This is a genomic window from Pseudarthrobacter oxydans, assembly GCF_030812335.1.
Lineage (GTDB): Bacteria > Actinomycetota > Actinomycetes > Actinomycetales > Micrococcaceae > Arthrobacter > Arthrobacter oxydans_B.
On record NZ_JAUSSN010000013.1, the window covers coordinates 50,592 to 77,400 of the forward strand.

General features: G+C 67.2%; 23 protein-coding genes. 6 read left to right on the forward strand and 17 right to left on the reverse strand.

What is annotated here, in order from left to right:
• Positions 1-58: 58 nt before the first annotated feature.
• The 8 genes from secF to pdxT all read right to left on the reverse strand — a co-directional run bounded on the left by secF (position 59) and on the right by pdxT (position 7,500).
• Positions 59-1,081, reverse strand: a complete 1,023-nt coding sequence (secF, locus tag J2W14_RS18830) for a protein translocase subunit SecF (protein ID WP_307465364.1) — start codon at positions 1,079-1,081, stop codon at positions 59-61.
• The gene (secD, locus tag J2W14_RS18835; RefSeq protein ID WP_307465366.1) at positions 1,082-2,848 is read right to left on the reverse strand and encodes a protein translocase subunit SecD; all 1,767 of its coding nucleotides are present in this window, start codon (positions 2,846-2,848) and stop codon (positions 1,082-1,084) included.
• Between the two features lie 106 nt (positions 2,849-2,954).
• Entirely contained in the window at positions 2,955-3,362 is a 408-nt protein-coding gene (yajC, locus tag J2W14_RS18840; protein WP_307465550.1) for a preprotein translocase subunit YajC, read from the reverse strand.
• A gap of 234 nt (positions 3,363-3,596) precedes the next feature.
• Positions 3,597-4,709, reverse strand: coding sequence for a Holliday junction branch migration DNA helicase RuvB (ruvB, locus tag J2W14_RS18845; RefSeq protein ID WP_307465367.1), 1,113 nt, complete (start codon positions 4,707-4,709; stop codon positions 3,597-3,599).
• Complete coding sequence (ruvA, locus tag J2W14_RS18850) at positions 4,702-5,349, reverse strand: Holliday junction branch migration protein RuvA (RefSeq protein ID WP_307465371.1); 648 nt, start codon at positions 5,347-5,349, stop codon at positions 4,702-4,704. The genes ruvB and ruvA overlap by 8 nt, the downstream gene beginning before the upstream one ends.
• A 106-nt stretch (positions 5,350-5,455) precedes the next feature.
• Positions 5,456-6,043 carry a crossover junction endodeoxyribonuclease RuvC gene (gene ruvC / locus J2W14_RS18855; protein WP_307465372.1) on the reverse strand — a complete coding sequence of 196 codons (588 nt, stop codon included), beginning with the start codon at positions 6,041-6,043 and terminating at the stop codon, positions 5,456-5,458.
• A complete protein-coding gene (locus tag J2W14_RS18860) occupies positions 6,040-6,795 on the reverse strand; it encodes a YebC/PmpR family DNA-binding transcriptional regulator (protein ID WP_307465373.1) in 756 nt (251 codons plus the stop codon). Before J2W14_RS18860 ends, ruvC begins: the two co-directional genes overlap by 4 nt.
• 3 nt (positions 6,796-6,798) lie before the next feature.
• Entirely contained in the window at positions 6,799-7,500 is a 702-nt protein-coding gene (gene pdxT / locus J2W14_RS18865) for a pyridoxal 5'-phosphate synthase glutaminase subunit PdxT (RefSeq protein WP_307465374.1), read from the reverse strand.
• Between the two features lie 81 nt (positions 7,501-7,581).
• On the opposite strand from pdxT, the gene J2W14_RS18870 reads away from it, so the two are divergent.
• From J2W14_RS18870 to J2W14_RS18885, 4 genes are all read left to right on the forward strand, one after another.
• Positions 7,582-8,916, forward strand: coding sequence for a Mur ligase family protein (locus J2W14_RS18870; protein ID WP_307465375.1), 1,335 nt, complete (start codon positions 7,582-7,584; stop codon positions 8,914-8,916).
• The gene (locus J2W14_RS18875) at positions 8,913-9,701 is read left to right on the forward strand and encodes a type 1 glutamine amidotransferase (RefSeq protein WP_307465376.1); all 789 of its coding nucleotides are present in this window, start codon (positions 8,913-8,915) and stop codon (positions 9,699-9,701) included. Before J2W14_RS18870 ends, J2W14_RS18875 begins: the two co-directional genes overlap by 4 nt.
• Before the next feature lie 290 nt (positions 9,702-9,991).
• Positions 9,992-12,442: a hypothetical protein gene (locus tag J2W14_RS18880; protein ID WP_307465377.1), complete on the forward strand. Its 2,451-nt coding sequence runs from the start codon at positions 9,992-9,994 to the stop codon at positions 12,440-12,442.
• A gap of 300 nt (positions 12,443-12,742) precedes the next feature.
• Entirely contained in the window at positions 12,743-13,216 is a 474-nt protein-coding gene (locus J2W14_RS18885; RefSeq protein WP_307465552.1) for a GNAT family N-acetyltransferase, read from the forward strand.
• 24 nt (positions 13,217-13,240) lie between these two features.
• Here J2W14_RS18885 and J2W14_RS18890 read toward each other — a convergent pair whose 3' ends face one another.
• Both J2W14_RS18890 and J2W14_RS18895 read right to left on the reverse strand, forming a co-directional pair.
• Positions 13,241-14,077, reverse strand: a complete 837-nt coding sequence (locus tag J2W14_RS18890; protein WP_307465378.1) for an alpha/beta fold hydrolase — start codon at positions 14,075-14,077, stop codon at positions 13,241-13,243.
• Positions 14,078-14,100: 23 nt separating this feature from the next.
• A complete protein-coding gene (locus tag J2W14_RS18895) occupies positions 14,101-15,387 on the reverse strand; it encodes a CapA family protein (RefSeq protein ID WP_307465381.1) in 1,287 nt (428 codons plus the stop codon).
• A gap of 81 nt (positions 15,388-15,468) precedes the next feature.
• On the opposite strand from J2W14_RS18895, the gene J2W14_RS18900 reads away from it, so the two are divergent.
• Positions 15,469-17,481 (forward strand): M3 family metallopeptidase, encoded by a 2,013-nt coding sequence (locus J2W14_RS18900; RefSeq protein ID WP_307465384.1) that lies wholly within the window; start codon positions 15,469-15,471, stop codon positions 17,479-17,481.
• A gap of 151 nt (positions 17,482-17,632) precedes the next feature.
• Here the strand turns inward: J2W14_RS18900 and pdxS are convergent, their stop codons facing one another.
• The 6 genes from pdxS to J2W14_RS18930 all read right to left on the reverse strand — a co-directional run bounded on the left by pdxS (position 17,633) and on the right by J2W14_RS18930 (position 25,948).
• On the reverse strand, positions 17,633-18,559 hold the full coding sequence (gene pdxS, locus J2W14_RS18905) for a pyridoxal 5'-phosphate synthase lyase subunit PdxS (protein WP_307465386.1): 927 nt from the start codon (positions 18,557-18,559) through the stop codon (positions 17,633-17,635).
• A 171-nt stretch (positions 18,560-18,730) separates the two neighbouring features.
• Complete coding sequence (gene pgsA / locus J2W14_RS18910) at positions 18,731-19,369, reverse strand: phosphatidylinositol phosphate synthase (protein ID WP_307465389.1); 639 nt, start codon at positions 19,367-19,369, stop codon at positions 18,731-18,733.
• The gene (locus J2W14_RS18915; RefSeq protein WP_307465392.1) at positions 19,359-19,982 is read right to left on the reverse strand and encodes an HIT family protein; all 624 of its coding nucleotides are present in this window, start codon (positions 19,980-19,982) and stop codon (positions 19,359-19,361) included. Before J2W14_RS18915 ends, pgsA begins: the two co-directional genes overlap by 11 nt.
• 20 nt (positions 19,983-20,002) lie before the next feature.
• The gene (gene thrS / locus J2W14_RS18920) at positions 20,003-22,012 is read right to left on the reverse strand and encodes a threonine--tRNA ligase (protein ID WP_307465393.1); all 2,010 of its coding nucleotides are present in this window, start codon (positions 22,010-22,012) and stop codon (positions 20,003-20,005) included.
• A gap of 106 nt (positions 22,013-22,118) precedes the next feature.
• Entirely contained in the window at positions 22,119-25,619 is a 3,501-nt protein-coding gene (locus J2W14_RS18925; protein WP_307465394.1) for a DNA polymerase III subunit alpha, read from the reverse strand.
• The gene (locus J2W14_RS18930) at positions 25,616-25,948 is read right to left on the reverse strand and encodes a DUF6504 family protein (RefSeq protein ID WP_307465554.1); all 333 of its coding nucleotides are present in this window, start codon (positions 25,946-25,948) and stop codon (positions 25,616-25,618) included. Before J2W14_RS18930 ends, J2W14_RS18925 begins: the two co-directional genes overlap by 4 nt.
• Positions 25,949-26,091: 143 nt before the next feature.
• Between J2W14_RS18930 and J2W14_RS18935 the strand changes: the two genes are divergently transcribed.
• Positions 26,092-26,478, forward strand: coding sequence for a hypothetical protein (locus J2W14_RS18935; RefSeq protein ID WP_307465395.1), 387 nt, complete (start codon positions 26,092-26,094; stop codon positions 26,476-26,478).
• A gap of 10 nt (positions 26,479-26,488) precedes the next feature.
• Here the strand turns inward: J2W14_RS18935 and J2W14_RS18940 are convergent, their stop codons facing one another.
• Positions 26,489-26,809 carry a chorismate mutase gene (locus J2W14_RS18940; RefSeq protein ID WP_307465397.1) on the reverse strand — a complete coding sequence of 107 codons (321 nt, stop codon included), beginning with the start codon at positions 26,807-26,809 and terminating at the stop codon, positions 26,489-26,491.

A 26,809-nucleotide genomic window follows, 5' to 3' on the forward strand; every position in this document is an offset into this window, starting at 1 on the left:
GCCCGTTGGCACCACGGGGACGACCCCGGTGATGACCGGTCCGGAAGGACCGTGGCGGCTAAGCCGTGGCCGGCTCCGCCGGAGAGTCGGTCTTGGCGGCAGCATGGGCGCGGCGATGGTGCACACGCTCGGCTTGCTTGACCAGCTCCGGTTCGCCCCGGCGCAGCCAGGCGTACAGCGGCGCGGCGATGAAAATCGTGGCCGCCGTGCCGATCAGGATCCCAACAAAGAGTGCCAGCGAGAGGTCCCGCAGCGTTCCGGCGCCCAGCAGTCCGGCGCCGATGAAGAGGATGGCGCCGACCGGGAGGATTGCCACCATCATGGTGTTGATGGACCGGACCAGGGTCTGGTTGACGGCCAGGTTGACTTCCTCGCTGAAGGTCCGCCGGGTGGAAGCCTGCAGGTCCGCGGTGTTCTCACGGATCTTGTCGAAGACCACCACTGTGTCGTACAACGAATAGCTCAGCACGGTCAGGAACCCGATGATGGCCGACGGCGTTACTTCGAAATCGCTGAGGGCGTAGACCCCGGCGGTGACGAACATCGTCACGAGCATGCCCACGATCGCTGAGAGCGACATCTTCCAGGTCCGGAAGTACAGCGCCATCAGCACGGCAGCGAGCCCAACGAAGATCGCCAGCCCCAGCAGGGCCTGCTTGGTGACGTCAGCACCCCAGGTGGGGCCGATGAACGTCGAGGTCACCTCGTTGTCCGTCACGCCGTAGGCAGAGGTGAGGCCTGCCTTGATCTGGAGCGTCTCATCTTCCGTGAGCTTGTCCGTCTGGATCCGCATGGTGTTGCCGGCGACGTTCGCCACCCGCGGGACGCTACCGGGGACTACGTCCTCGACGGCCTTCTCGCCGATCGTGGCGTCGGTGGTTTTCACGTTGGAGACGGTGAATTCGGAGCCGCCGCGGAATTCGATCCCGAGGTTGAAGCCCCCCTTGACGACCGGCAGAAGGATCGACAGCGCCACGAGCACGGCCGCGATCAGGAACCAGATCTTCTTGGATTCCACGAAGTCGTACGAGCGTTTGCCCGTGTAGAGCTCATTACCGAAATTGGCGAAGCTGGTGGCCATTTAGTTGCCCTCCTTGGACGCGCTCTTGGAGGAGCCGGCAAGCTGTTCCTGTCGTTCCGCGAGGCGTCGTTCTGCAATGGTCATCCGGCGTTCGGCCTCGGCCGTGGCGCCGGTGTTCTTGGCGCGGAGCGCGGCAACAGCAGCCGGCTTGTCCGCGGGAGTGCGGAACCGGCCCGCGCCCCGGTAGAGGGGAACGGCGCCGAGGCTCTTCGGGTCCAGCCCGGAGAGCGGGTGGCCTTCACCGAAGAACTTGGTGCGGGCCAGCAGCTGCAGGGTCGGGTGGGTGAACATAAAGACCACGATGAGGTCGGCGATGGCCGTCAGCCCGAGCGTAAACGCGAAGCCGCGGACGTTGCCCACTGCCACGAAGTACAGCACCAGGGCTGCCAACAGGTTGACGGCCTTGGACGCCAGGACGGTGCGCTTGGCACGCTTCCAGCCGTTCTCGACTGCCGAGACGAGGCCGCGTCCTTCACGGAGCTCATCGCGGATACGTTCGAAGTAGACGATGAACGAGTCCGCGGTCTGGCCGATGGCCACGATGATGCCTGCGACGCCGGCCAGGGACAGCCGGTAGTTCTCGGTCCAACCCAGGATGGCGATGGCCAGATACGTCAGCGCGCCGGCCATCACCAGCGAGGCGACGGTGACCAGGCCCAGTGCCCGGTATTGGATCAGCGAGTAGACCACCACCAGCAGCAGCCCGATCAGGCCGGCGAGCATACCCATCCGTAGCTGCTCGCCGCCGAGGGTTGCCGAAATCTGTTGTTCGCTCTGGATCTCGAAGCTGATCGGCAGGGCGCCGAAGCGGAGCTGGTCGGAGAGGGCCTTCGCGGACTCCTCGGTGAAACCGCCGGTGATCTGCGGACGGCCGTCGGTGATGACGGCGAGGGACCGCGGAGCGGAAATGACCTGGTCGTCGAGGACGATCGCGAACTGGGACTTCGGATCCGAGCCGCTCTGGCCGCCGCCGGCGATGTAGAACTGGTACAGCCGCTCGGTGACTTCCTTGAACTTGGCGGTGCCTTCTTCGTTGAACTGGATGTTAACAGCCCACTCGTTGGTCACGGCGCCCTGGGCGCCGCGCTGCAGCTGGAAGGAGGAACCTGCGATGTCGGCGCCCCTGACCTCGACCGGGCCCAGGATGTACTTGATCGCCGGCGAGTTGGCAGAGGCCGGTTCACAGGTGACCAGCGGCTGGGCCGGGTCGGATCGTTCCTGCTTGTCCTGCGACGGGTTGTCGCAGTCGAGGGTCTCGAACTTCTTGTAGATTTCGGGGGTGATCCAGTTCACGTCGCTGCCGTTGGCGGGCTCAGCGGTGGGCTGGGGCAGCTGGTCGTCCGGGGTCAGTGACTCCGCGGGGACGGGTGCGCCCGGACCGGCCTGGAGGACGGGCCGGAAGTTCATGTCGGCGGATGCCTGGATCAGCGCACGGGTTTCCTTGGACGGTGTGCCCGGCAGGCTGACGACGACGTTGCGTCCGGACTGCGTGCTGATTTCAGCTTCTGCGACGCCCGAGCCGTCCACGCGCTGGCGGATGATCGCCACGGCCTGGTTGAGCTGTTCTTCGGTGATGTCCGAACCGCCCTCAACCTTGGGCGCCAGGATCATCTGGGTGCCGCCTTCAAGGTCCAGGGCGAGCTTGGGAGTCCAGCTCGCCTGGCCGGCCATGGTGCCGCCTGCCAGGACGGCGGTCAGGACGGCGAGGATAACGCCGAGCCAGACCAGCACCCTGAGGGCTGTGTTTTTGGGGCCAGTTCGTGCCATTGTCGATCTTTCTATTGTTTACGGAGGAAACCGCCGGGCGGCCCGGTCGGGCCGCTCCGGCGGTGGCCCGCAGCCGTTACTTCGCGGGATAGCTCAAACAGGCAGACTAGCTGTCTTTCTTGCCTTCGTCGTTGAGGCGTCGCGTGGTTTCTTCCGGCGTCTCAACGCGCGGGGCGTCGTTGACGGGGGCGGCGCTCTCAGCCTTGTCGATGGTCAGCGAGGAGGCGTCGTCCGGAACGACCGTGGGCTCCTCGGCGGCGACAACCGGTTCGACGATCTTGGTGACGGCCTGGCGGTGAACCGTGGCGGTGTTGCCCGGGGAGAGCTCCAGCAGGACCTTGTTCTCTTCATCGTCGATCTCGACGATGCGGCCGTACAGGCCGAAGCTGGTCATGACCTCGACACCCGGGGCGAACTTCGACTGGAGCTGCGCCTGCTGCTGCTGGGTCTTCTTGTTGCGGCGGAACATCATGAAGACGAAGACGCCGAGCATGGCGAACAACAGGATGGTCATGATGTCGATGCCGCCGCCGGCCTGCGGCTGGGTCTGGGCAGAAATAAGTCCGAACACAGGGATAGTTCCGTTCTGTACTTGCGTAGCTGGTTTTCCAGCAACGTCGGCTTCGCTCCGGGCTGGCTGGGTATGATGCCGAACCGACGGCGGCCAGGTGCTGGCCGCGCACAGAAACAAAGACCCGAACGTGCCGAGCGTCATTCCAGTCTAAAGGGAAAAGGTTACGGAGCGGTGCTATTGACTATTACGGATCCATTCCGGATCAGCTTCCTGGCCCTGCCCGCCCGGCAGCTCAGGGCTGTCGTCCTCGGCCGGGAAGAGCTCGAGCGGGTCCTGGGCGAAGATTCCGGGCGGCACCGCGAAGCCGAGGTGCGTCCAGGCCGGGGCGAGCGCGATGCGTCCCCGCGGGGTACGTCCCAGCAGCCCCTCACGGACGAGGTACGGCTCAGCGACGGTTTCCACCGTTTCGGTCTCTTCGCCGACGGCGATGGCCAGGGTGGACAGGCCCACCGGGCCTCCGCCGAATTTGGTGATGAGGGCCTCCAGGACGGCACGGTCGAGCCGGTCCAGTCCGCGCTTGTCGACCTCATACATGTCCAGCGCCGCGGAGGCGGCGCGGGCGTCGATCTGCTCGATACCGTGCACCAGCGCCCAGTCGCGGACCCGGCGCAGTAGCCGGTTGGCGATGCGGGGCGTGCCGCGGGATCGGCCGGCGATTTCGCTGAAGCCGGCGGAGTTGACCTTGAGGTCCAGGAGTCCGGCGGAGCGCCGGAGAACGAGCTCCAGTTCGGCCACGGAGTAGAACTCGAGGTGGCCGGTGAAGCCGAAGCGGTCCCGGAGCGGTCCGGGCAGCAGGCCGGCGCGGGTAGTGGCGCCCACCAGGGTGAAGGGCGGCAGTTCCAGCGGGATGGCGGTGGCGCCGGCACCCTTGCCGACGACAATGTCGACCCGGAAGTCCTCCATTGCCATGTAAAGCATTTCCTCGGCAGGCCGGGACATCCGGTGGATCTCGTCCAGGAAGAGCACTTCACCCTCGGACAGCGAGGACAGGATGGCCGCCAGGTCCCCGGCGTGCTGGATGGCCGGGCCGCTGCTGATCCGCAGCGGGGCGTTCATCTCGGCCGCGATGATCATGGACAGCGTGGTTTTGCCCAGCCCGGGAGGGCCCGAGAGCAGGACGTGGTCGGCGCTGCGGCCGCGCATGCGCGAGGCCTCCAGGACGAGGGAGAGCTGCCGGCGGACCCGGTGCTGGCCGACGAAGTCGTGCAGGTTCTTGGGCCTGAGGGCGGCTTCGATGACCCGCTCCTCCGGCTCCTCTCCCCCGGCGACCACCGACGGCTCAGCCACGGGCGCCTACCCTGTTCCCGGCGCGGGCGCCGTCCTGGCCCAGCCAGCGGAGGGTGGCGCGCAGGATCTCGGCGACGTTGCCCTTCTCGGCGAGTTCGGGGGAATCAGCCAGGGATTTGTCGATGCTGGACGTGGCGTCCTTCTCGGACCAGCCCAGGCTCGTCATGGCGGCGACGACCTGCGGCTTCCAGACCGCTTCGGAGGAGGCGGCCGGGGCCGGGGCACCGGCCGCGGTTCCGAGCGGCACGAGCCTTCCGGCCAGCTCCAGCACGATCCGGCCGGCGACCTTGGGGCCGATGCCGGGCACCTTCGTGAATGCCTTGCCGTCGCCGGAGTGCGCGGCGACCCGGATCGCCTCGGGCTCGTGCACGGCCAGGACGGCCAGCGCCAGCCGGGGTCCGACACCGCTGACGCTGAGCAGGATATCGAAGACTTCGCGTTCGTCGTCGCTGCCGAAGCCGAACAGGGTGAGGGAATCCTCGCGGACGATCAGGGAGGTGAAGAGCTTCCCCTCCTCGCCGGTGCGGAGTCTGCTAAGGGTCTGCGGGGTGGCGTTTACGCTCATGCCGGCGCCGTTGAGGTCGATCACGGCGGAGGACAGGCCGACGTGCGCTACGGTTCCGCGGAGAAAACTGATCAAAGCCGGGCTCCTGAAAATTCAGCTGAAAGGGAGAACCGGGAACACCCGGCTATCCGAACATATCTACGAATACCCTATCAAGTGCTGCGACCGGAAAGTCGGACATTCAGCGTGCACGGCGCGCTTTGGCCTCCGCGTCCGCCCAGGCCCGCTGGGCCGGGGTCAGGGACAGGCTGCCCGGACCCGTGGTGGCGGCGCCCTTGTTGGAAATGCCGCTCCCGGCCCGCCAGGCGTGGGTGATGGCCAGGGCGAGGGCGTCGGCGGCGTCGGCCGGCCGGGGCGGAGCGTCGAGCCGGAGGATCTTGGTGACCAGTTTGGTGACCGCATCCTTGTTGGAGGTACCGCTGCCGGTGACGGCGGCTTTCACCTCGGACGGGGTGTGCAGGGCCACCGGGATTCCGCGGCGTGCGGCGGCGGCGATCACGACGCCGGAGGCCTGCGCGACGCCCATCACGGTGCTGACGTTGAGCTGCGAGAAGACGCGTTCGACGGCGAGGACGTGCGGTTCGTACCGGTCGAGCCACTCGTCGATGGACGTGGCGATGACCAGGAGGCGCTGGTCCAGGCTTTCCTCCGGGGAGGTTCCGACGACGCCGAACGCCACCATGGTGGCGCGGCGGTTCTTTTCGACGTCCACGACGCCGATCCCGCAGCGGGTGAGGCCCGGATCGACGCCGAGGACGCGGAGGGTCACTCGGATTCCAGTGCGGCCTGCACTTCGTCGCTGAGGTCGGCGTTGCTGTAGACGTTCTGGACGTCGTCGAGTTCCTCGAGGGCGTCGACGAGCTTCAGGAACTTCTTGGCGGCGTCGAGATCCAGCGGGACCTGCATGGACGGGACAAACTCCGCCTCGTCGGTGTCGTACTCCATCCCGGCTTCCTTGAGCGCATCGCGGATGGCCTGGAGGTCGGTCGGTTCGGAGTGGATCTCGAAGCTGTCGCCGTTGTCCTTGACTTCCTCGGCGCCGGCGTCGAGGACTGCCATCAGGACATCGTCCTCGGTCAGGCCGTTCTTCGGCAGCGAGACAACGCCCTTGCGGGAGAAGAGGTAGCTCACCGAACCGGGGTCGGCGATGGTGCCGCCGTTGCGGGAGATGGCGAGCCGGACCTCGGAGGCCGCACGGTTCTTGTTGTCCGTAAGGCATTCGATCAGCAGTGCGGAGCCCTGCGGTCCGCGGCATTCGTACATGATCTCGGTGTAGTCCACGACCTCACCGGTGAGGCCGGCGCCGCGCTTGATGGCGCGGTCGATGTTGTCAGCGGGGACCGAGGTTTTCTTGGCCTTGGTGACGGCGAGTTCCAGGCCCGGGTTGCCGGCGAGGTCCGGTCCGCCCATGCGTGCGGCAACTTCGATGTTCTTGATCAGCTTGGCGAACGACTTGGCCCGACGGCTGTCGAGGATGGCCTTCTTGTGCTTGGTCGTCGCCCATTTGGAGTGGCCTGACATGCTTTACGCTTCTCCTCTGATCATTCGGATAAACAATTCGTGCACGCGCTTCTCCCCCGTCACTTCCGGGTGGAAGGAGGTGGCCAGCAGCTTGCCGGCACGCACTGCAACAATTCTAGCCGTCCCGGCCAGCGCCTCGGGGTGGGAGGCCTTGGACGGTTCCACGGTGGCGAGGACCTCTACGCCGGCGCCGACGCGTTCCACCCAGGGTCCGCGGATGAAGACCGCGTGGACAGGGGCGACGCCGTCGGCAGTGGCGCTGAAGTCGAGGCCCTTGAAATCGAGGTCCGTTTCGAAGGATTCGCGCTGCCGGCCGAAGGCGTTCCGGCGCACCGTGATGTCCAGTCCGCCGAAGGTCTGCTGCGGGTTGCCGGCGAGGTCCCTGGCGGGGTCGGTGATCTCCTCCGCGAGGAGGATCATGCCGGCGCACGAGCCGTAGACCGGCAGCCCGTCCCGGATGCGTTGGCGCAGCGGGTCGCGGAGCCCGAAGACGCGGGACAGCTTGTCGATGGTGGTCGATTCTCCGCCGGGGATGATGAGGCCGTCGAGGCCGTCGAGTTCGGACGGCCGGCGCACGCCGACGCCCGTGGCGCCGGCCGCTTCCACCGCGTGCAGGTGTTCGCGGAAGTCGCCCTGAAGTGCGAGGACGCCGATCCGCAGCCCTGAACCCACGCGGGAAGAGGGCGCAGAAGTGGGGTTGGTCATCGGACCAGCATAGTGGCCCGGACACGTGGCGTGCCGCCTCCCGGCGGGCTTCCATGCCGCCGCTGGGATATATTACAAAGCATGTTTTACTTCAGCGTTCCGCTCGGCAAGCTCGTCCGCCGGGTCTCCCGGCTTAGGGGCGGAGGCTCTGCCCTTCCCGGGCTCGTGGTCGAAAAAATCGACCCCGGCTTCATGCGCAGAACACTGTCCACGCTGCCGCACGGCGTCGCCGTCGTCAGCGGCACGAACGGCAAGACGACCACTACGAAGATGGTGGTGGAACTGCTCGAGAGCCAGGGCCTGAAGGTGTTCACGAACCGCACCGGCAGCAACTTCACCCGCGGAGTGGCCGCTGCGCTGCTTGGCGAGGTGGACTGGCGGGGACGGCTGAACGCGGACGTCGCCGTACTCGAATTGGACGAGGCCCACGCGGTGCACTTCGTCAACCAGGTGCCGCCGCGCTACTGCCTGCTGCTGAATGTCCTGCGGGACCAGCTGGACCGCTTCGGCGAGATCGATAAGACCGCGCAGCTGCTGCAGCACATCGCCTCCAAGACCACCGGTACGGTCGTGCTGAACCGGGAGGACCCGCGTGTGGCGCGGATCGCGGAAACGCTTAATGCGGAAACGCCTAAATCAGGCACGCACGCCGGTCCCGACGTCCTCTACTTCGGCCTCGACGATTCCCTGCTGAGCACGTTCCCGAACGACGACGAGATGCGGGCTGCCCCCGGCAGCCCGGTGCCGCCGGCTCCCGCGAAGCCGCACGCCGACGTCGTGCTGCGCCGGGTGGGTGCGGCGGACGCGGATTTTGAGTACGACGGCGTCACGGCCACCACCGCGATGAAGCTCCGCGGGGTCTACAACATCTTCAACGCCGCTGCGGCGCTGACCCTGGCCAGGGCCATCGCGGCGGGGGACCCGGTCCCTGGAAAAACGGCCGTCGTGGACAACGAGGGCCTGCTGAAGGCGCTGGCCGAGGTGGCGCCGGCGTTCGGGCGCGGTGAGAGCCTCGTCGTCGACGGCCTGCCGCTCGACCTGATCCTGGTGAAGAACCCCAGCGGCTTCCGGCTCGGGTTGAAGTCCTTCCCGGCCGCTGGCTACGCCACGATGATCGCGATCAACGACAACTATGCCGACGGCCGGGACATGTCCTGGCTCTGGGACGTCGAATTCGACACCCTCCGGGAGGCCGGTGTGGACCAGTTGAGCGGCTCCCGCGCCTACGACATGGCGCTTCGCCTGCAGTACGACGACGTCGCGATCGGCGCGGTGAACACCGAGATAGCGCCCGCGCTGGCGGCCTTCATCAGCGGCGCCCGGGACAAACCGAAGCGGGTCTTCTGCACCTACACAGCGATGCTGGCGATCCGCCGCGAGCTGTCCAAAATCACCACAGTGGAGGTGGTCTCATGACCCCCCAGCCCGGGTCCACGTTCTCCTTCGGGCACGAGCTTCCTCCCGAGGAATCCCCGGCGCCCAGCAAGGGCACGATCCGGGTCCTGCAGCTGTATCCGCGGGACATGAACATTTACGGCGACTGGGGCAACGCCCTGGTGCTGGCCCAGCGGCTGCGCTGGCACGGTTACACGCCGGAGCTGCTCGAGTACAACGTCGGCGACGCGTTTCCCGCCGACATCGACCTGATCGTCGGCGGCGGCGGGCAGGACAGCGGCCAGCTCGTCATCCAGGACGACCTGCTGTCGCGCGAGACCGTCCTGAAGGAACTCGCCGAGGACGGCACCCCGATGCTGGTGATCTGCGGGCTCTACCAGCTGTTCGGGAAGTTCTTCAAGACCCGGACGGGGTCCGTGATCCCGGGGATCGGCATCCTGGACGTGGAAACCCACGGCACGGACGAGCGGCTGATTGGCAACGTGTCGGTCTCCTCCCCCGAGTTCGGCACCGTCCTGGGCTACGAAAACCACAGCGGCCAGACCACGCTTGGTCCGGGTGTGTCACCGCTGGGCAGCACGGCCAAGGGCACCGGCAACAACAGCACCGACGGCCAGGAAGGCGCCCGCTACCGGAACATCGTGGCGAGCTACCTGCACGGCTCCCTGCTGCCCAAGAACCCGGCGCTGGCGGACTTCCTCATCCGGACAGCCGTCCAACGCAAATACGGCAGCTTCTCCCCCGGCACCCCGGACGACTCCTATGCCGTCCTGGCCCGCGAGCACGCCGCCCGCCGCCCGCGCTGACCCGGCGGTCAGTGCGCGCTCAGTTCGGTCCGGCGACTAAGTATCCAACGACACATTCACCGGGCGCGCGATTTCCCCCGTAAGTAACCTGGGAGTGGTGAAGGGCCGTCAAAACGGGTAGTGGCTACCCGTGACAGCCTCTCCGGACCGACCATAGGCTCAACGGACCGGCCGGAGTCGAGGGCTGTGGAAGCTGGGGCCAGACCACGACCGGATGGAACCTGTGCCGCGTCCTTCTCCTGAGTGAGCGCGGCGCCGTCTGTTTGTCCGACCAGGCCGGGAGTGCTGTGATGAAAATGAAGCGTGTTGTCAGTTGGCTGGCTCAGTCGTTGGTCGTGGCCACCATCGTTGCCGGAAACATCCTTGCTGTTTCCAGCAGCGCGGTGGCCGAGAGCAGTTACGGTTCTCCAAGTATCAGCTATTTTGGGGTGGACAACCCTCCGACAGCGGACAAGCCCCAGAGCAAGCTATGGTGGAACGACGGTTCCTGGTGGGCGGACATGTGGACTTCCGGCAGCGGCTGGCAAATCTACCGGCTGGACCGGGGCGTCGATAAGTGGGTTAACACCGGGGTGCTCATTGACAGCCGCCGCAGCACCCTGGCGGACACGCTCTGGGACGGCAGTCATCTGTACATAGCCTCCCACGTCGTCACGGCGTCCAGTGAGACCGGCACGGCGCCCTCCGTTTCCGGGCAACCCGCAAACCTGTACCGGTACAGCTACGCCGATGGCAAATACACGCTGGATAGCGGTTTCCCTACGGTTATCACCAACTACAGCAGCGAGTCCATGACCATCGCCAAGGACAGCACCGGCGCCATCTGGGCCACATGGACACAGGTCAGCGGCAGTTCCGCCTCCGGCTTCACCAACGCGGTCTACGCAAACAGCTCCGGACCCGACGGCACTAGTTGGGGGACTCCTTTCGTCCTCCCCGTGTCCAACCCAAACCCGGCACCGGATGACATTTCAACCATCGTGGCTTACGGCAGCAATAAGATCGGGGTGATGTGGAGCGACGCACTCACCGGAACTGTGTGGTGGGCGACGCGAACAGACGGAACGGCTCCGGCGGCTTCGTCTTCGTGGAAGGTACAGTCGGCGGTCAAAGGTAGGGGATTGGCCGATGATCACCTGAACATCAAGTCGCTGCAGTCCGACGCCGCCGGGCGGGTCTTCGCGGCAGTGAAGACCGGCCTCGACGACACCTCCGCCGATCCGACGCTTCCCCAGACACTGTTGCTGGTCTTCAAACCGGGCACCGGGGCGTTCACACAGTCGACAATTTCCACCACCGGCGACTGCGTGACCCGCATGCAGGTTGTACTTGACGCCGAAAACGACCTCGTGCGCGTGTTCCATACCGCACCTGCCACATACGTCAGTGGCTGCGCCTTCAGGGGCGTGGCAGGCAGCATCTACGAGAAAACCGCGTCCATGGACAATCCCGTCTTCGAGTCCGGCCGCGGCACCCCCGTCATTCAGGACGGGGCCTCCCCCAACATGAACAACGTGACCACCAGCAAACAGTCGGTGAACACGACCACAGGCATTGTGGTGTTGGCAACTGACCACATCGCTAAGCGCTACTGGTTTTCCGACAGGCACCTTGGTACTTCGCCGGCTCCAACCGAACCCGGCGCTTTCGTGCCCGTGAGCCCGTCCCGGGTCCTGGACACGCGGAAAACCAATCCTGTCGGCGCGGACTCCTCGGTCTCCTTCCAGGTCGGCGGTGTCTCCGGAATCCCGGCGAACGTCTCCGCGGTCGTTTTCAACCTGACTGTGACAGAGCCGAAGTCCTTCGGGTTCACGACCGCCCACGCCTCCGGCACAAACCTGCCCAACGCCTCAAACCAGAACTTCTCCCAGGGCCAGACCGTGGCGAACTCCGTCACCGTCCCGGTGGGCGCCGACGGAAAGGTCATCCTCTTCAACCGCTCCTCCGGCACGACGCATCTCATCGCCGACGTCGCCGGCTACTACCTCGCCGGCACCCCGGTCGCCGCGGGAGCGTTCGCCCCGCTGGGCCCGTCCCGGCTCCTGGACACCCGGAAAACCAATCCTGTCGGTGCGGACTCCTCGGTATCCTTCCAGGTCGGCGGTGTCCCCGGAATCCCGGCGAACGTCTCCGCGGTCGTTTTCAACCTGACCGTGACAGAGCCGAAGTCCTTCGGGTTCACGACCGCCCACGCCTCCGGAACAAACCTGCCCACCGCCTCGAACCAGAACTTCTCCCTGGGCCAGACCGTGGCGAACTCCGTCACCGTCCCGGTGGGCGCCGACGGAAAGGTCACCCTCTTCAACCGCTCCTCCGGCACGACGCATCTCATCGCCGACGTCGCCGGCTACTACCTCGCCGGCACCCCGGTCGCCGCGGGAGCGTTCGCCCCGCTGGACCCGTCCCGGCTCCTGGACACCCGAAAAACCAATCCTGCCGGTGCGGACTCCTCGGTATCCTTCCAGGTCGGCGGTGTCCCCGGAATCCCGGCCAGGGTCTCCGCGGTCGTCTTCAACCTGACCGTGACCGAGCCGAAGTCCTTCGGGTTCACCACCGCCCACGCCTCCGGAACAAACCTGCCCAGCACCTCGAACCAGAACTTCTCCCAGGGCAAGACCGTGCCGAACTCCGTCACCGTCCCGGTAGGCAGTGACAGAAAAGTCGCCATCTACAACCGCTCCTCCGGCACGACGCACCTGATCGCCGACGTCGCCGGCTACTTCCTCGCCGGCACCCCCTAACCGGATGAACCGGGTTGCGGGGGCAAAGGCTCCGCCATAGGCTCTGCCTGAGTCTCGTCACCGTCGGTGTGTCGCACCGACGGTGACATCTGAACAGCCCGCTCCTGCGGTGTGGATGGCGTGGCGTCAACCAATCTGGACGTCCAGTCGACGTCGTGGCCCTCCTGCTCGCAGCTCTCGACCGCACTCCGGATCAGGGTCGGCGTGGTGCGGAGGAGGTTCCATGGGGCCAGCTACCTGGGTTCGGCAACCCGGTAGACTGGGTGACCGATGACAGATCCCGCGGAGGACCAGTGCACGATGATCCGGATTGACCGCGACAGCCCCGGGCGTGGGGACGTCCAGCAGCTCCTGACCGACCACCTCGCGGACATGTTTGCCACCTCGCCCGCCGAAAGCGTCCACGCCCTGGATTCCGCGGCCCTCGCGGGGCCGGCCATCACGTTCTGGACCGCGCGGGAGGATGCCCAGGTGCTCGGCTGCGGGGCGCTGAAAGAGCTCCAGCGGGGCCAGGGCGAGATCAAGTCCATGCGCACCGCGCCCCACGCACGGGGCCGCGGCATCGCCAGCCTCCTGCTGGCCCACATCCTGGCCCAGGCCCGCCTCGGCGGTTATGACCGCCTGTACCTGGAGACCGGAAGCCAGGACTTCTTCGCTCCGGCGCGGCGGCTGTACCAGCGTCACGGATTCAGTATCTGCCCGCCCTTCGCCGACTACGGCGACGACCCGAACAGCGTCTATATGAGCCTGGCCCTGGACCCGGGCCGGACGTAGCCCTGCGCGTTCCGGCGCCGCCGGTCAACTGCGTCCGGCGAACGCCAGCACGTCCTGCGCGATGCGTCCGCTCGAGGCTGCCCTGAGATGGCCCTTCCCTTCGTACCAGACGAGGGTGCAGTCCGGGATCAGCCCGGCCGTTTCCTGGGCGACCTCGCGGGGAAAGAACTGATCCGAGCCTCCGCAGATCAGCAGCACGGGCCGCCGGATGAGCGGGAGCACCGCCCGGGAATTGAAGGTCATTTCGCCCTTCACCTCGGTGAGGACATCCTGGGCCGGGAAATCCGATCCGCTCATCAGCCGGCGGCTGATCAGGGGCCCGATCAGCCGCCGCAGCCAGATCAGGCGCCGGCCCGGCAGCAGATACTCGGCGAAGACCGTCCCGGCACCGTTCGTGTCTCCGCCTGCGAGGGCCTGGGCCATCCGCGCGTCGACGTCCTTGCCCCAGTCGCTCAACTCCGCGGCCGTGACCACCAAGGCGATGTGGCCGAAGGAGTCGGGATGCCGTGCCGCCAGATACTGGCCGATCATCCCGCCAAAGGACTCCGCCACGAGCACGTCAACGCGCCCGCCGAACTCCTCGGTGATGAGCCGCGCGTAGTCGTCCGCCATGTCGGCGATGCTGTGGTCCGGCGCCATGCCCCGGCGCCGGGTCACAATCCAGAGGGCGTATCCGGCGTCAAGAAAGGCATCGAATTGCCGCCGGAACATCCGGCGCAGCATCCCGTTGGGAACCGTGCTACCCGGGCCGCCCTGGATGAAGAGGAGCGTCTTCGGGCCGCTGCCCCAGCTCAGGTAGTCCATGCCGTTGGGAAAGGTCCCGCTCCGGGGTTCCCGGTCCGCCGTCGATACTTTGCCCACGAAGGCCTCCTGTCACAGTGCGGCTACGGTTCCTTGGTGATGAGCAGTTCGTGCGCGCCCGCAGCAGCTGCCCCCATCGACTCGACCGCCGTCTGGGTGCGCTTGCGGGTGGCCGCGTCCGCCGCGGCACCGGCGCAGGAACCCTGCGGGGCGTCGGAGGCAACCGAGCACCAGCGGTAGGGGCCGCGGACAATGACCGACGGGGCCCAGGCCAGGTCGGACGCGGTCCAGGTGCCGGCGTCGTCCTCGCTGAACTGGGCCCGGAGCAGCAGGCCTTCGTTGTTCACGACGTAGTTCGGCGAGAGTTCGGTGATCGCGTTGCCCAGGCCGTAGGCAATCCAGGTGCCCTTGTACTGCTCGATCGGCAGGACCGAGTGCGAGTGGTGGCCGTAGATCATGGTGAACTGGCCGCTGTCCGCGAGGGCATGGGCGACGCTCTTCTGCTCGGCGTTGGGCACGCTCGAATATTCCTCGCCGGCGTGCATCGCGCCCAGCACGATGTCGGCGCCCAGGTCCCGGGCCTTCTTCGCCTTGGCGATCATGACCTCGGGGTCGAGCATGTCCACCTGCCAGGCCGCCTCCGGGAGCTGTCCGTTCAGCCCGTAGGTCGCACTGATCACGGCAATCTTCGCCGCGGCGGTCTGCAGGATCAGGACACCCTCGGCGTCGGCTGCGCTCCGGTAGGAGCCCGTGTGCTGCAGCCCGGCGGCGTCGAGGGCATCCAGGGTGCGGACCAGCCCGGCGGTGCCGCGGTCAACGGTGTGGTTGCTCGCGGTGGTGCAGACCTGGTAGCCGACCTGCTGGACGGCCGGGATGATCTGCGGCGGAACGTTGAACGAGGGGTACGCGGAGAAGGGCCCGGCCGCGGCGGCGACGGGTGTCTCCAGGTGGCAGACCGCGAGGTCCCCGCTCTCGACGTACCTGCGCTGGCCCTCAAGCAGCGGCCCGAAGTCCAGGCCCTTGGCGCCGGCGGCCAGGGCATCCGCGCGGGCCTGCTCCCAGAGCTGGGCATGGACGAGCATGTCCCCCGTGACCACGACCGAGGCGCAGCGGACGGCCGCGCAGTCGGGCCCCTTGCCCGGCGTCGGCGTCGGCGAAGGGCTCGGGGTGCTCGGCGGCGACGCTGCCTGCGTCGTCCCAGGACTCTGTGCCGCGGCCGAAGCGGCGGTGCTCCCGGCGGCCGCCGGCGAGCCCGAGGCAGTGCTTTCGGTCTGGGCGCCGATGCCGCAGGAAGCCACGGAGGCCACAAGGGACACCGCTGCGGCGGCGGCGAACAGTCGGCCGCGTAGCTGGGGGGTGATGGTACGCATGGCGCCATCCTACGGCGGCAACGGCGCCAACACGGGGAGCAGACCATTGAGACTCACCCCTTTACATGAAAGAGTTATTTCATGACTAATCCCCTGATGAGCCCCAGCCCCCTGCCATTCGGCCTGCCGCCGTTCGCGGACATCACCGACGAGCACTACGCCGAAGCTGTGGAGGCCGGCCTCGCCGAGCACCTCGCTGAAATCCAGGCAATCGTGAACACCGCGGAGCCGGCCACCTTTGAGAACACCGCGCTGGCCATGGAGCGGTCCGGGCAGCTCCTGCAGCGTGCGGCGGCCTCCTTCTTCACCCTCGTCTCGGCCGACGCCTCGGACCCCATCCGCGACCTCGAGACCGTCCTGTCCCCGCGGTTCTCTGCCCACCAGGACGCCGTCTACCTCAACCGGGGGCTCTTCGAGCGTTTCGCCGCGGTCAACACGGACCAGCTCGACGCCGAATCCGCCCGGCTCGTGGACGAGTACCTCAAGGAGTTCCGCCAGTCCGGCATCCAGCTCGACGGCGCCGGACAGGAGCGGCTCAAGGCCGTCAATGCCGAGCTCTCCCGGCTCGGAACCGAGTTCGGACAGCGGGTGAAGGAGGGGATGAAGGCAGCCTCCCTGCTGCTCGACGACGCCGCCGAACTCGCCGGCCTGCCCGCTGACGATGTTGCCAGCGCCGCGGAAGCCGCCCGCACCGCCGGGCATGAGGGCAAGTTCCTGCTGACGCTCATCCAGCCCAGCAACCAGCCCGCCCTCGCGTCCCTCGAAAACCGGGACGTCCGCCGCCGCCTGTACGAGGCCTCCATCGGACGCGGCAGCGACGGCAGCGCCCTGGACGTTCTGGACCTGGTCAAGGACATGGTCAGGCTCCGCGCCGAGAAGGCGGCGCTGCTGGGCTTCGCGAACTACGCCGAACTCGTCGTGGACCAGCAGACCGCCCCGGATTTCGCCGCCGTGCAGACCATGATGAACCGGCTCGCACCGGCCGCCGTCCGGAATGCCGATGCCGAGGCCGAGGCGCTGGCGGAAGTCGCCGGGCACCCCCTCGAGGCCTGGGACTGGGCCTACTACTCCGCCAAGGTCAAGCGCGAACGCTACGCCGTGGACGAGCAGGCCCTGCGCCCCTATTTCGAGCTGGACCGGGTCCTCAGCGACGGCGTGTTCTTCGCCGCCAACGCCCTCTACGGCATCACGTTCCACGAACGCGCGGACCTCGCCGGCTACCACCCGGACGTGCGCGTCTGGGAAGTCCGCAACGCCGACGGGACCGAGCTGGGCCTGTTCCTGGGCGACTACTACACCCGCGAATCCAAGCGCGGCGGGGCCTGGATGAACTCCCTCGTGGAGCAGTCCGGACTGCTCAACACCCGTCCCGTGGTGATCAACAACCTCAACATCTCCAAGCCGCCGGCCGGGGAACCCACGCTCCTGACCCTGGATGAGCTCCGCACGACCTTCCACGAGTTCGGCCATGCCCTGCACGGGCTGTTCTCCGCGGTCACCTATCCGCGTTTCTCCGGCACCTCCGTGCCCCGGGACTTCGTGGAATACCCCTCGCAGGTGAACGAGATGTGGATCATGTGGCCGGAGGTCCTGGCCAACTACGCCCGCCACCACGCCACCGGAGAGGCGCTGCCGCAGGAGGTCGTGGACAAGCTCGACGCCGCCCAGCTCTGGGGCGAGGGCTTCGGCACCACCGAATACCTGGGCGCGGCCCTGCTGGACCTGGCCTGGCATGTGCTGGACGGTTCCGAGGTCCCCGAGGATGTCCTGGAGTTCGAGGCCAAGGCGCTGGCCGCGGCCGGCGTGGCGCACCATCTGATCCCGCCGCGCTACCGCACCGGCTATTTCCAGCACATCTTCGCCGGCGCCGGCTATGCCGCGGGCTACTACTCCTACATCTGGAGCGAGGTGCTGGACGCCGATACGGTGGAATGGTTCAAGGAACACGGCGGCCTCACGCGGGCCAACGGGGACTTCTTCCGCGCGGAGCTGCTCGCCCGGGGCAACAGCCGCGACCCGCTGGATTCCTTCCGCGCCTTCCGCGGCCGCGACGCCGAGCTCGAACCGCTCCTCAAGCGCCGCGGCCTCGACTGACCGCACCCTCACCCCCGTCGACTGCTCCGTAACGGCCCTTTTGGAGTCCCATAAGGGCAGTTGTGGAGCACTCGATGGGGAAAGAAACGACGACGGCGGCGAGTCACCTTTCTGGTGACTCGCCGCCGTCGCGGGTGGTGCTGTGGTGCCGTTACCAGCCGCGCTGGGCGAGGCGGTGCGGTTCCGGGATCTCGTCGACGTTGATGCCGACCATGGCCTCGCCCAGGCCGCGGGAGGCCTTGGCGATCTCTTCGGGGTCATCGAAGAAGGTGGTGGCCTTCACGACGGCGGCGGCGCGCTGGGCCGGGTTGCCGGACTTGAAGATGCCGGAGCCGACGAAGACACCGTCGGCGCCGAGCTGCATCATCATCGCGGCGTCGGCCGGGGTGGCGATGCCGCCGGCGGTGAACAGGACCACGGGGAGCTTGCCGGTGGCGGCAACTTCCTTGACCAGTTCGTACGGGGCCTGCAGTTCCTTGGCGGCGACGTAGAGCTCGTCCTCGGCCATGCCGCCCAGACGCTTGATCTCCGCACGGATCTGGCGCATGTGGGTGGTGGCGTTGGAGACGTCGCCGGTGCCGGCCTCGCCCTTGGAGCGGATCATGGCCGCGCCCTCGTTGATGCGGCGCAGGGCCTCACCGAGGTTGGTGGCGCCGCAGACGAACGGAATGGTGAAGTTCCACTTGTCGATGTGGTGGGCGTAGTCGGCCGGGGTCAGGACCTCGGACTCGTCGATGTAGTCCACACCGAGGGTCTGAATGACCTGGGCCTCGACGAAGTGGCCGATCCGGACCTTCGCCATGACCGGGATGGACACGGCCGCGATGATCGCTTCGATCATGTCGGGATCGGACATGCGGGACACGCCGCCCTGGGCGCGGATGTCGGCCGGAACGCGTTCCAGCGCCATGACCGCCACGGCGCCGGCATCCTCAGCGATGCGGGCCTGCTCGACGTTGACGACGTCCATGATGACGCCGCCCTTGAGCATCTCCGCCATGCCGCGCTTGACGCGGTTGCTGCCCGTAACGCTCTTCGCGGACGCGCCGGCTTCGCTGCTTACATCAGGTGTAGACACAAAAACCCCTATGGGTAGATAGATGACCTCGCCGGAGCGCGGACGGCACACAAATGCCGCTTCGCACACACCGGATTACCGGATCCATTGGCCGGTAGTGCTAATACTAGTCCCCCCGCCGCGCCCGGCTGAATTCCGATTACACCCGCTGGCGGGGCCGAAGCTGCGCGCTCAGGCGGCCTGTCCGGTCGCGGTGCCCTCGGTCTCTTCAAGCGACTGCCGGCGCACGGTGATGATCCGCTGAATGATCGTCACGAGGCTCGCCGCGGCGAGGAGGCACAACGTCACAAAAAGCACCACGGTGGGCAGGCCGATACCCGTGAGGCCGGTGACCACCAGGACGGACACCAGCCGCTCGGCACGCTCGGCAAGGCCCACATTGGCCTGGAAGCCGAGGGACTCGGCCTTCGCCCGGGCGTAGGAGACCACCATGCCCAGGACCAGGCAGAGGACGGCGGCGATCGCGATGGGCGTGTTCGCCCCCCCGGTGAAGAACCAGACCGCGACGCCGGCGAACAGTGCACCGTCCGCTATCCGGTCCAGGGTGGAATCCAGGAAGTTGCCCCAGCGGCCTCCGCCCTTTTGCATCCGTGCCATGATGCCGTCGATGACGTCCGAGAAGATGAACGCGGTGATGAAGAGCGTGCCCCACAGGAGCTGGCCCAGCGGGTAGAACACCAGGGCGCCGATCACCACGCCGAGCGTCCCGACAATGGTGACGGCGTCCGGGGAGACACCGATCCGCAGCAGCCAGCGGGCAAGCGGGGAGAACAGCGCGGTGAAGAAACCGCGCGCGTGCCTATTCAGCATCCGTCGCCCCGGCGGCCGCCGGCCCCGCGTCGTTGGCCTGGGGCCAGGCCTCCGCCACCTGCTGGCGGACCTCACCGAGGGTCTGGGTAATGGCCTTGGTCTGGGCGATGATCGGGAAGAAGTTCCCGTCCCCGCCCCAGCGCGGCACCACATGCTGGTGCAGGTGCCCGGCGATCCCGGCGCCGCCGGTCACGCCCTGGTTCATCCCGAGGTTGAAACCGGTGGGGTTGGCGACCTTACGCAGCACGCGCATGGCCGTCTGCGTCAGCTCGGCGAATTCGGCGGTTTCCTCCACGGTCAGGTCCGTGTAGTCGGGGATGTGCCGGTACGGGCAGACCAGCAGGTGGCCCGGGTTGTAAGGGAAGAGGTTCAGCACGACGTAGCTGGTCCGGCCCCGGTAGACGATCAGGGAATCGTCATCCTCGCGTTCCGGCGCCACGCAGAACGGGCAGTCGTCCACGTTCTTGAACTGGTGTTGCCCGCCCTTGATGTACGCCATCCGGTGCGGGGTCCACAGGCGCTGGAACGCGTCCGGCACCCCGGCCAGGCCAAAGTCGTCGGTCACGCCGTCGTCCCCCGGATACTCCGGAGCGGCCCCTGTGGTTTCCTGCATGCCTGGTTCTTCCCTGTCCGCTAGCTGGTCCGGTTGCGGACAGCGTCGACGATCCGCTGCACGGCCTCGGCCACCGGCACGCCGTTGTCCTGGCTGCCGTCACGGAAGCGGAAGGACACGGCGCCGGCATCGGCGTCGTCCCCGCCGGCGATCAGCACGAAGGGGATCTTGTCCTTGCTGGCGGTGCGGATCTTCTTCGGGAACCGGTCCGAGGACATGTCCACCTCGGCGCGGATGCCCGCGGCCTTGAGCTGGTCCACGACGTCGAACATGTAGTCGTTGAAGGCCTCGGCCACCGGGATGCCGACCACCTGGACGGGGGCCAGCCAGGCCGGGAAGGCGCCGGCGTAGTGCTCGGTGAGGACTCCCATGAACCGTTCCACGGAACCGAACAGGGCGCGGTGGATCATCACCGGGCGCTGACGGGTGCCGTCTGCGGCCTGGAACTCGAGTTCGAAGCGCTCGGGCAGGTTGAAGTCCAGCTGGATCGTGGACATCTGCCAGGTGCGGCCGAGGGCGTCCTTGGCCTGGACGGAGATCTTGGGGCCGTAGAACGCGGCGCCGCCCGGATCGGGGATGAGTTCCAGGCCGGAGGCTTCGGCCACCTCGGCGAGGGTGCGGGTGGCTTCGTCCCAGGCGGCGTCGTCGCCCACGAACTTGTCCGGGTTCTTGGTGGAGAGTTCCAGGTAGAAGTCGTCCAGGCCGTAGTCCTTGAGCAGGCCCAGCACGAAGTTCAGCGTGGTGGTGAGCTCGTCCTTCATCTGCTCCCGGGTGCAGTAGATGTGGGCGTCGTCCTGGGTCATGCCGCGCACCCGGGTGAGGCCGTGCACGACGCCGGACTTCTCGTAGCGGTAGACGGAGCCGAACTCGAAGAGCCGCAGCGGAAGTTCGCGGTAGGACCGTCCCCGGGAGCGGAAGATCAGGTTGTGCATGGGGCAGTTCATCGGCTTCAGGTAATAGTCCTGGCCGGGCTTGCGCACGGTGCCGTCCTCGTTCAGTTCCGCGTCGATGTGCATCGCCGGGAACATGCCCTCCTTGTACCAGTCCAGGTGGCCGGAGACCTCGTAGAGGTGGCCCTTGGTGATGTGCGGCGTGTAGACGAAGTCGTAGCCGGCGTCGACGTGGCGCTGGCGGGAGTAGTCCTCCATGGCCTTGCGGATGATGCCGCCCTTGGGGTGGAACACCGGCAGGCCGGAGCCCAGCTCGTCGGGGAAGGAGAACAGGTCCAGTTCGGCGCCGAGCTTGCGGTGGTCGCGGCGTTCGGCCTCGGCGATGCGCTCCTGGTAGGCCTTGAGGGCGTCCTTGGTGGGCCAGGCGGTGCCGTAGATGCGCTGCAGCTGCTGGTTGTTCTGGTTGCCCAGCCAGTAGGCGGCGGAGGACCGGGTCAGCGCGAAGGCGTTGGCGATCAGCTTGGTGTTGGGCAGGTGCGGGCCGCGGCACAGGTCGCACCAGATGCTGTCCCCGCTCTTGCGGTCCACGTTGTCGTAGATGGTGATGTCGCCGGCGCCGACCTCGACGTTGACACCTTCGCCCGCTTCGGCGGCGTTGTTCTTCTTGCCCAGCAGTTCGAGCTTGTACGGCTCGTCCTTCATCGCCTCGCGGGCCTCATCCTCGGTGACGACGCGGCGGACAAACTTCTGGTTCTGGTTGATGATCTTCTGCATCATCTTTTCCAGGGTTTTCAGGTCTTCCGGCGTGAACGGCTCCTCGACGTCGAAGTCGAAGTAGAAGCCGTCGGTGATGTACGGGCCGATGCCCAGCTTGGCGTCGGGACGCAGCTGCTGCACGGCCTGGGCCATAACGTGAGCGGCGGAGTGGCGCAGGACGTTGAGCCCGTCCGGGGAGTCGATGGTGACGGCCTCGATCGTGGCATCCTCGGGCAGCGGCTGGTCCAGGTCCTTCAGCTCGCCGTTGATCCGGGCCACAACGACGTCGCGGCGCTCAAAAAAGAGTTCCGCGCCGGTGGTCCCGGTAGTCACCTTGGTCTCTTCGCCATCGACGAGAAGGGTGATCTGCTGGGCATCTGACACGGGTGTCTCCTATTCAAAGTTTAGGCTTCGTAGCTTGTGGCATACGGGGACCACAGCCAGCCTCGTCCATGCTATCGGTTTCTGAAGAGGCCAACCAACGCGCCGCTCAGCCTCCCAGCCCGGTAATGGCGAGGTTTCGGCTGATCCCGTCCAGCGGTCCGGGCGGCTCGGGTTCCCGGTGCTCCGGGATCCCGGAAGCCGGGACCGGGAACGGCAGGGTCTCGGTGCGGCTCAGGTCCCAGGCCATGCTGGCGCTGATGCTGATCCCCCTCGGCCCGGTCCGCCGCGTGGTTCCCCGGATCAGCAGCAGCCGGGTGCCGAACAGCAGCGGCCCGGCCAGTTCCTGGGCCTCATGGAAGAAGACGGAGTCCACGCAGCCCGTGCCGTCGTCGATGCTGATGAACACGACGCGGCGCCCTCCCCGCATGGGAGGGGTCTGGGTGGCGACGCGGACCCCGGCGACCAGCACCTCGGTGCCGTTGCGCAGTCCCAGCAGCCGGTCCGCGGTGGTGACGCCGAGCCGGTCCAGCAGCGGCCGGTGGCTGGCCATCAGGTGGTCGCTGACATCCACCGCCATCAGGTCCAGCTCGGCCCGGACGGTATCCACCAGGGTGGGCGCGGGCAGGCCGGCCTTGAGGTTCTTCAGTTCGACGTCTCCCAGCGGCAGCGAGAGCTGCCCCTCGATCACGTCGAGGCCTTTCCGCTGCGGCCTGCTTTGCAGGGTCTGCAGATGCTGCACCAGGTCCGCGCGGTTGGCCGTCCCGCCGGAGGCCCGGTGCAGGGAGTCGAAGGCCCCCAGCTGGGCCAGCCGCTGGATGCTGGGTTTGCTTAGCCGGGACCTGGCCCGCAGGTCCGCGAGCGAGTCATAGGGCTGTCCCGCCACGATCCGTTTCAGCTCGGTTCCGGAGAGACCGTAGATGCCGTTCAGGCTCAGCCGGATGCCCAGCTTCCCGCGGTCCGGGCCGGCGGCCACGCGCTCCACCCGGTACTCGGCCTGGCTGCGGTTGATGTCCAGGGGCAGGATGGGGATCCCCAGCCGCCGGGCCTCTGCCACCAGGAGCCGCTTGGGATACATGCCCGGATCGTGTTCCCACAGCCCGGCGAGGAAGGCCTCCGGGTGGTGGGTCTTGAGCCAGGCCGACTGGTAGGTGGGCACGGCAAAAGCGGCGCCGTGGGCTTTACAGAAGCCGAAGCTGCCGAAGGCCTTGAGCGTCCCCCAGACCTTGTCCACCACTTCGGGGCTGTACCCCCGCGAGCGGGCCTCCTTCCGGAAGAACTCCTCCACCTTGCCTTCCAGGACCTCGTTGCCGAGGGCGCGGCGGAATTCGTCGGCCCGCGCCAGCCCGCAGCCGGTCATGACGTCAAAGGTCTTCAGGATCTGCTCATGGAACACCGTGACGCCGTGCGTCTCCTTCAGGACGGGTTTGAGGTCCGGGTGCGGGTAGACCTCGGGCGCGAAGCCGTGCCGGTGCTCCAGGAAGGGCCGGACCATGTCCGATTTCATCGGCCCCGGCCGGAACAGGGAGATGTCGATGATGAGGTCATTGAACTCCCGGGGGGCGAGTTTGCCGATGAGCTCCCGCTGCCCGGGCGATTCGATCTGGAAGCAGCCCAGGGTGTGGGTGCTGCGGATCAGCTCATAGGTGGGTTCGTCGTCGAGCGGCACGGCGTTGAGGTCGATCTTCCCGTCGGCGGCGATGTAGTCCGGGCCCGTCCCGTCCGGCCCCCGCGGGTGGGCGCCGGCGGCCACCACCTCGGCCTTGGAGGGATGAATCCGGATCACCTCGCGGACGGCGAAGGCCATGGCGCTTTGCATCCTGACGCCGAGGACATCGAGCTTGAGCATGCCCATCGGGTCCATGTCGTGCTTGTCGAACTGGCTCATCGGCAGGCCCAGCCCGCTGGGCTGCACGGGCGTACGGTCCAGCAGGGTGGCGTCCCCCAGGATCACCCCGCAGGGGTGCATGGAGATGTGGCGCGGCAGCCGGTCCAGCCGTTCGGTGAGGTCCACCAGCAGGTCCAGCTGCTGGTTCTCCCTGAAATCGCGCTGCCCCACCCGGCCGGCGAATTCCTTCAGCTCGGGCTTCTCCTCGAGGGCCTCGCGGAAGTTCCGGGCCGAGAAACGCCACAGCTGTTTGGCGATGTCTCCGATTTCGCCCTCCTCCATGCCCAGGGCCAGGCCGGCGTCGCGCACGGCACCGCGAGCGCGGTAGCCGTTTTGCATGCTCATCAGCGTGACGCGCTCGGAGCCGAAGCGCTCAAAAATCCTCCGGTACACGTTGTGCCGTTCGGCGCTTTCGACGTCGATGTCGATGTCCGGCAGGGTGGCGCGGTCCCGGGAGAGGAAGCGTTCGAAGATCAGGTCGTGCTCCAGCGGGTTCACCTGGCTGACGTCGATCAGGTAGTTGACCAGGCTGGAGGCCCCCGAGCCGCGGGCCGCCGCCCGGACTCCCATGTCCAGGATCATCCGGGACACCTCGGCGACGGTCAGGAAATAGGCTGCGAAGCCCAGGCTGTCGATGATCCGCAGCTCGTGCCCCAGCCGCGAGTGCAGCTCCTCGGCGGGTTTGCCGGTGATCCCCGGGAACCGCCGGCTGATGCCTGCCTCACAGCGCTGGGTGAGCTCCATCAGGGCGTCCCCGGCGATCCCGATGACCGAGGCTTCGGGCACCACGGGCTGTTTCCATCCCATGTCCGTCACCGGATCAATCCGGCAACGGTCCGCGAGCGCCTCGGTCTGCGCGGTCAGGTTCTTGAGGTCCGCGGCGCCGTACCCGGCGGCGTGCATGATCTCCTTGCCCAGCTGGAGCATCTGCGCCGCGGATTTGAGCCAGCCCTGCCCGTTGGGCTGGAGCAGCGGGGCGGCGGAGAGTTCGGGCAGCGATTTGAGGGTGCGGGCGGAATCCAGCACGTCCGCGGTGGCCGCTCCGTCCTCGGCGACATACCGCACGGCGTTGCTCAGCACGGCCGGAACCCCGTGTTCGGCGGCGAGCTTGAGCATCCGCACCGCGTGGGCGGTGCTGAGCGGTTCCCCGGGCGGGCTGAGCTGGCTGACCACCTCGGCGGCGATGGTTCCGGGCGGCATGGCATCGAGCCAGCGTTTGAACAGGGTGCGGGGGCGCAGGTAGCGCCTGCCGCCCATGGCACGTCCGACGTCGGAGTCCGGGCCGATCAGCACGGTCAGCACCGGTTTGAGCGTTTCCGGGTGAAGGGTGCGGGAAGCCAGCTCGGCCCGGGTCACGGCGACGGGCACCGCTCCCCCGGCCTTGCCCGTGGTGCGGGCATGGGCATCCGAGATCAGCCGGGACAGCGCGCGGTAGCCGGCGCCGCTGTTGTTCCCGTGGGCCAGCACGACGACGCGTCCCCCCACCTGGGTGCGGAGGTCGCCGTCGTCGTCAAAGACCGCAAGGTCCACGCCGACGATCGGATCCAGCCCCGCCGCCATGCAGGCCTTCAGGTGCTTGACCGTCCCGTAGAGGCCGTCGCGGTCGGTGCAGGCGAGCGCCGTCGCCCCGTCCGCGGCCGCGGCGGCGGCCAGCTCCTCCGGCCAGGAGACCCCGTAGTGGGCGCTGAAGGCGGTGGAGACATGGAGATGGGTGAAACTCATGCCGATTCGGGCTTCCGGACGGGAAGCAGGGCATCGTGGATCCGCAGCAGGCGCCAGCGTCCGCTGCCCACATGCCGGGTCAGGTCAAGGGTGAGGCTTTCCTGGTCGGGGGAATCTGCCCGGCGCACCTGGACCCGCCAGATCTCATGGTCCACCAGGCCCGGGCCGCTGCCCAGGGGTGCGCGCTGTTCTTCCGCCCACCATTGGCGCCGCTCGTACCAGCGGACCGGTTCCGCACAGACGGTGTAGTGGCGGCCGGCCCAGTCGAGTTCCAAGGGCTGGCCGGAGGGTGCGCAGACGACGTCCACCGACTCGCTGAACATGCCCATCGCGCCTCCCGGACCACACCATCTGTAAAAACTCACCAGTAACTATTCGAACACATATTCGAACAACTCCAGTCTACGACGGTGCCGGGGCAAAACCTAGATCAGGGGTGGACGGACGCAGGCACAGGTAGCAGGATTGAGCCATGAGCTCCCATAACGCACTTCTCAAGCACGTAAGCATCGCCGCCGAGGACAAGTCCTTGGTGGCGAAGTTCGATATAGACGGAAATATCCCCGGTCAGGGCGCCTACGTTGTGGGGCTAGTGGCAGCAACCCCGGATCACTCCCACCAGCGACGAATGGGGATCGAGTTCATGAACGGCGAGGCCGTATCCTTCTACTGCTTCAGCCACGACGGCACGGAAGAGAACTTTGACCTCAAGGGTGTGGAGCACTCCGGCAACACCATTACCGGGTACTTCCCGATCAGCACCATCATGGGCCTGGCCAAGGGCCACCTCATGACGGCGTTCAGCGACTGTGACGGCCGGGACTACCAGGCGAACGTCCCGGTGGAGGAATCCCTCTAGGCTCCCGGGCCTAGGAGCTGGCTTTGTAGACTTCCAGTTCGAGCGTGATGAAGGCGTCGATCATGGCCCGGTAGGTCTTCTCAACGAGTTCGACGTCGATGTCCTTCTGTTCCGCCGTGGCGCGGACGTGCTCGATAACCCGCTCCACGCGGCCGGGGGCACGGACCTCGGCGCTATCGGACTTCAGGGTCCCGGCGATCCGGATCAGGCGCTCGCGGCGTCCGATCAGCGACACGATCTGCTCGTCCACCTCGTCAACAGCCACCCGCACGGCGGCGAGCTGTTCCCGGTCGGCCTTGGCAGCTTTATCGTTTTCGTGATTTGTGGACAT

Excerpts from the sequence above, each read along its gene's own strand:
- secD (WP_307465366.1), bottom strand. The coding sequence starts at position 2,848 with ATGGCACGAACTGGCCCCAAAAACACAGCCCTCAGGGTGCTGGTCTGG.
- J2W14_RS18870 (WP_307465375.1), top strand. The coding sequence starts at position 7,582 with ATGTTTTACTTCAGCGTTCCGCTCGGCAAGCTCGTCCGCCGGGTCTCC.
- J2W14_RS18915 (WP_307465392.1), bottom strand. The coding sequence starts at position 19,982 with ATGCAGGAAACCACAGGGGCCGCTCCGGAGTATCCGGGGGACGACGGC.
- J2W14_RS18860 (WP_307465373.1), bottom strand. The coding sequence starts at position 6,795 with ATGTCAGGCCACTCCAAATGGGCGACGACCAAGCACAAGAAGGCCATC.
- J2W14_RS18895 (WP_307465381.1), bottom strand. The coding sequence starts at position 15,387 with ATGCGTACCATCACCCCCCAGCTACGCGGCCGACTGTTCGCCGCCGCC.
- J2W14_RS18875 (WP_307465376.1), top strand. The coding sequence starts at position 8,913 with ATGACCCCCCAGCCCGGGTCCACGTTCTCCTTCGGGCACGAGCTTCCT.
- J2W14_RS18880 (WP_307465377.1), top strand. The coding sequence starts at position 9,992 with ATGAAAATGAAGCGTGTTGTCAGTTGGCTGGCTCAGTCGTTGGTCGTG.
- J2W14_RS18925 (WP_307465394.1), bottom strand. The coding sequence starts at position 25,619 with ATGAGTTTCACCCATCTCCATGTCTCCACCGCCTTCAGCGCCCACTAC.
- pdxT (WP_307465374.1), bottom strand. The coding sequence starts at position 7,500 with ATGACCAACCCCACTTCTGCGCCCTCTTCCCGCGTGGGTTCAGGGCTG.
- yajC (WP_307465550.1), bottom strand. The coding sequence starts at position 3,362 with ATGACCATCCTGTTGTTCGCCATGCTCGGCGTCTTCGTCTTCATGATG.
- J2W14_RS18940 (WP_307465397.1), bottom strand. The coding sequence starts at position 26,809 with ATGTCCACAAATCACGAAAACGATAAAGCTGCCAAGGCCGACCGGGAA.
- secF (WP_307465364.1), bottom strand. The coding sequence starts at position 1,081 with ATGGCCACCAGCTTCGCCAATTTCGGTAATGAGCTCTACACGGGCAAA.
- pgsA (WP_307465389.1), bottom strand. The coding sequence starts at position 19,369 with ATGCTGAATAGGCACGCGCGCGGTTTCTTCACCGCGCTGTTCTCCCCG.
- J2W14_RS18900 (WP_307465384.1), top strand. The coding sequence starts at position 15,469 with ATGACTAATCCCCTGATGAGCCCCAGCCCCCTGCCATTCGGCCTGCCG.
- J2W14_RS18935 (WP_307465395.1), top strand. The coding sequence starts at position 26,092 with ATGAGCTCCCATAACGCACTTCTCAAGCACGTAAGCATCGCCGCCGAG.
- J2W14_RS18930 (WP_307465554.1), bottom strand. The coding sequence starts at position 25,948 with ATGGGCATGTTCAGCGAGTCGGTGGACGTCGTCTGCGCACCCTCCGGC.
- J2W14_RS18885 (WP_307465552.1), top strand. The coding sequence starts at position 12,743 with ATGATCCGGATTGACCGCGACAGCCCCGGGCGTGGGGACGTCCAGCAG.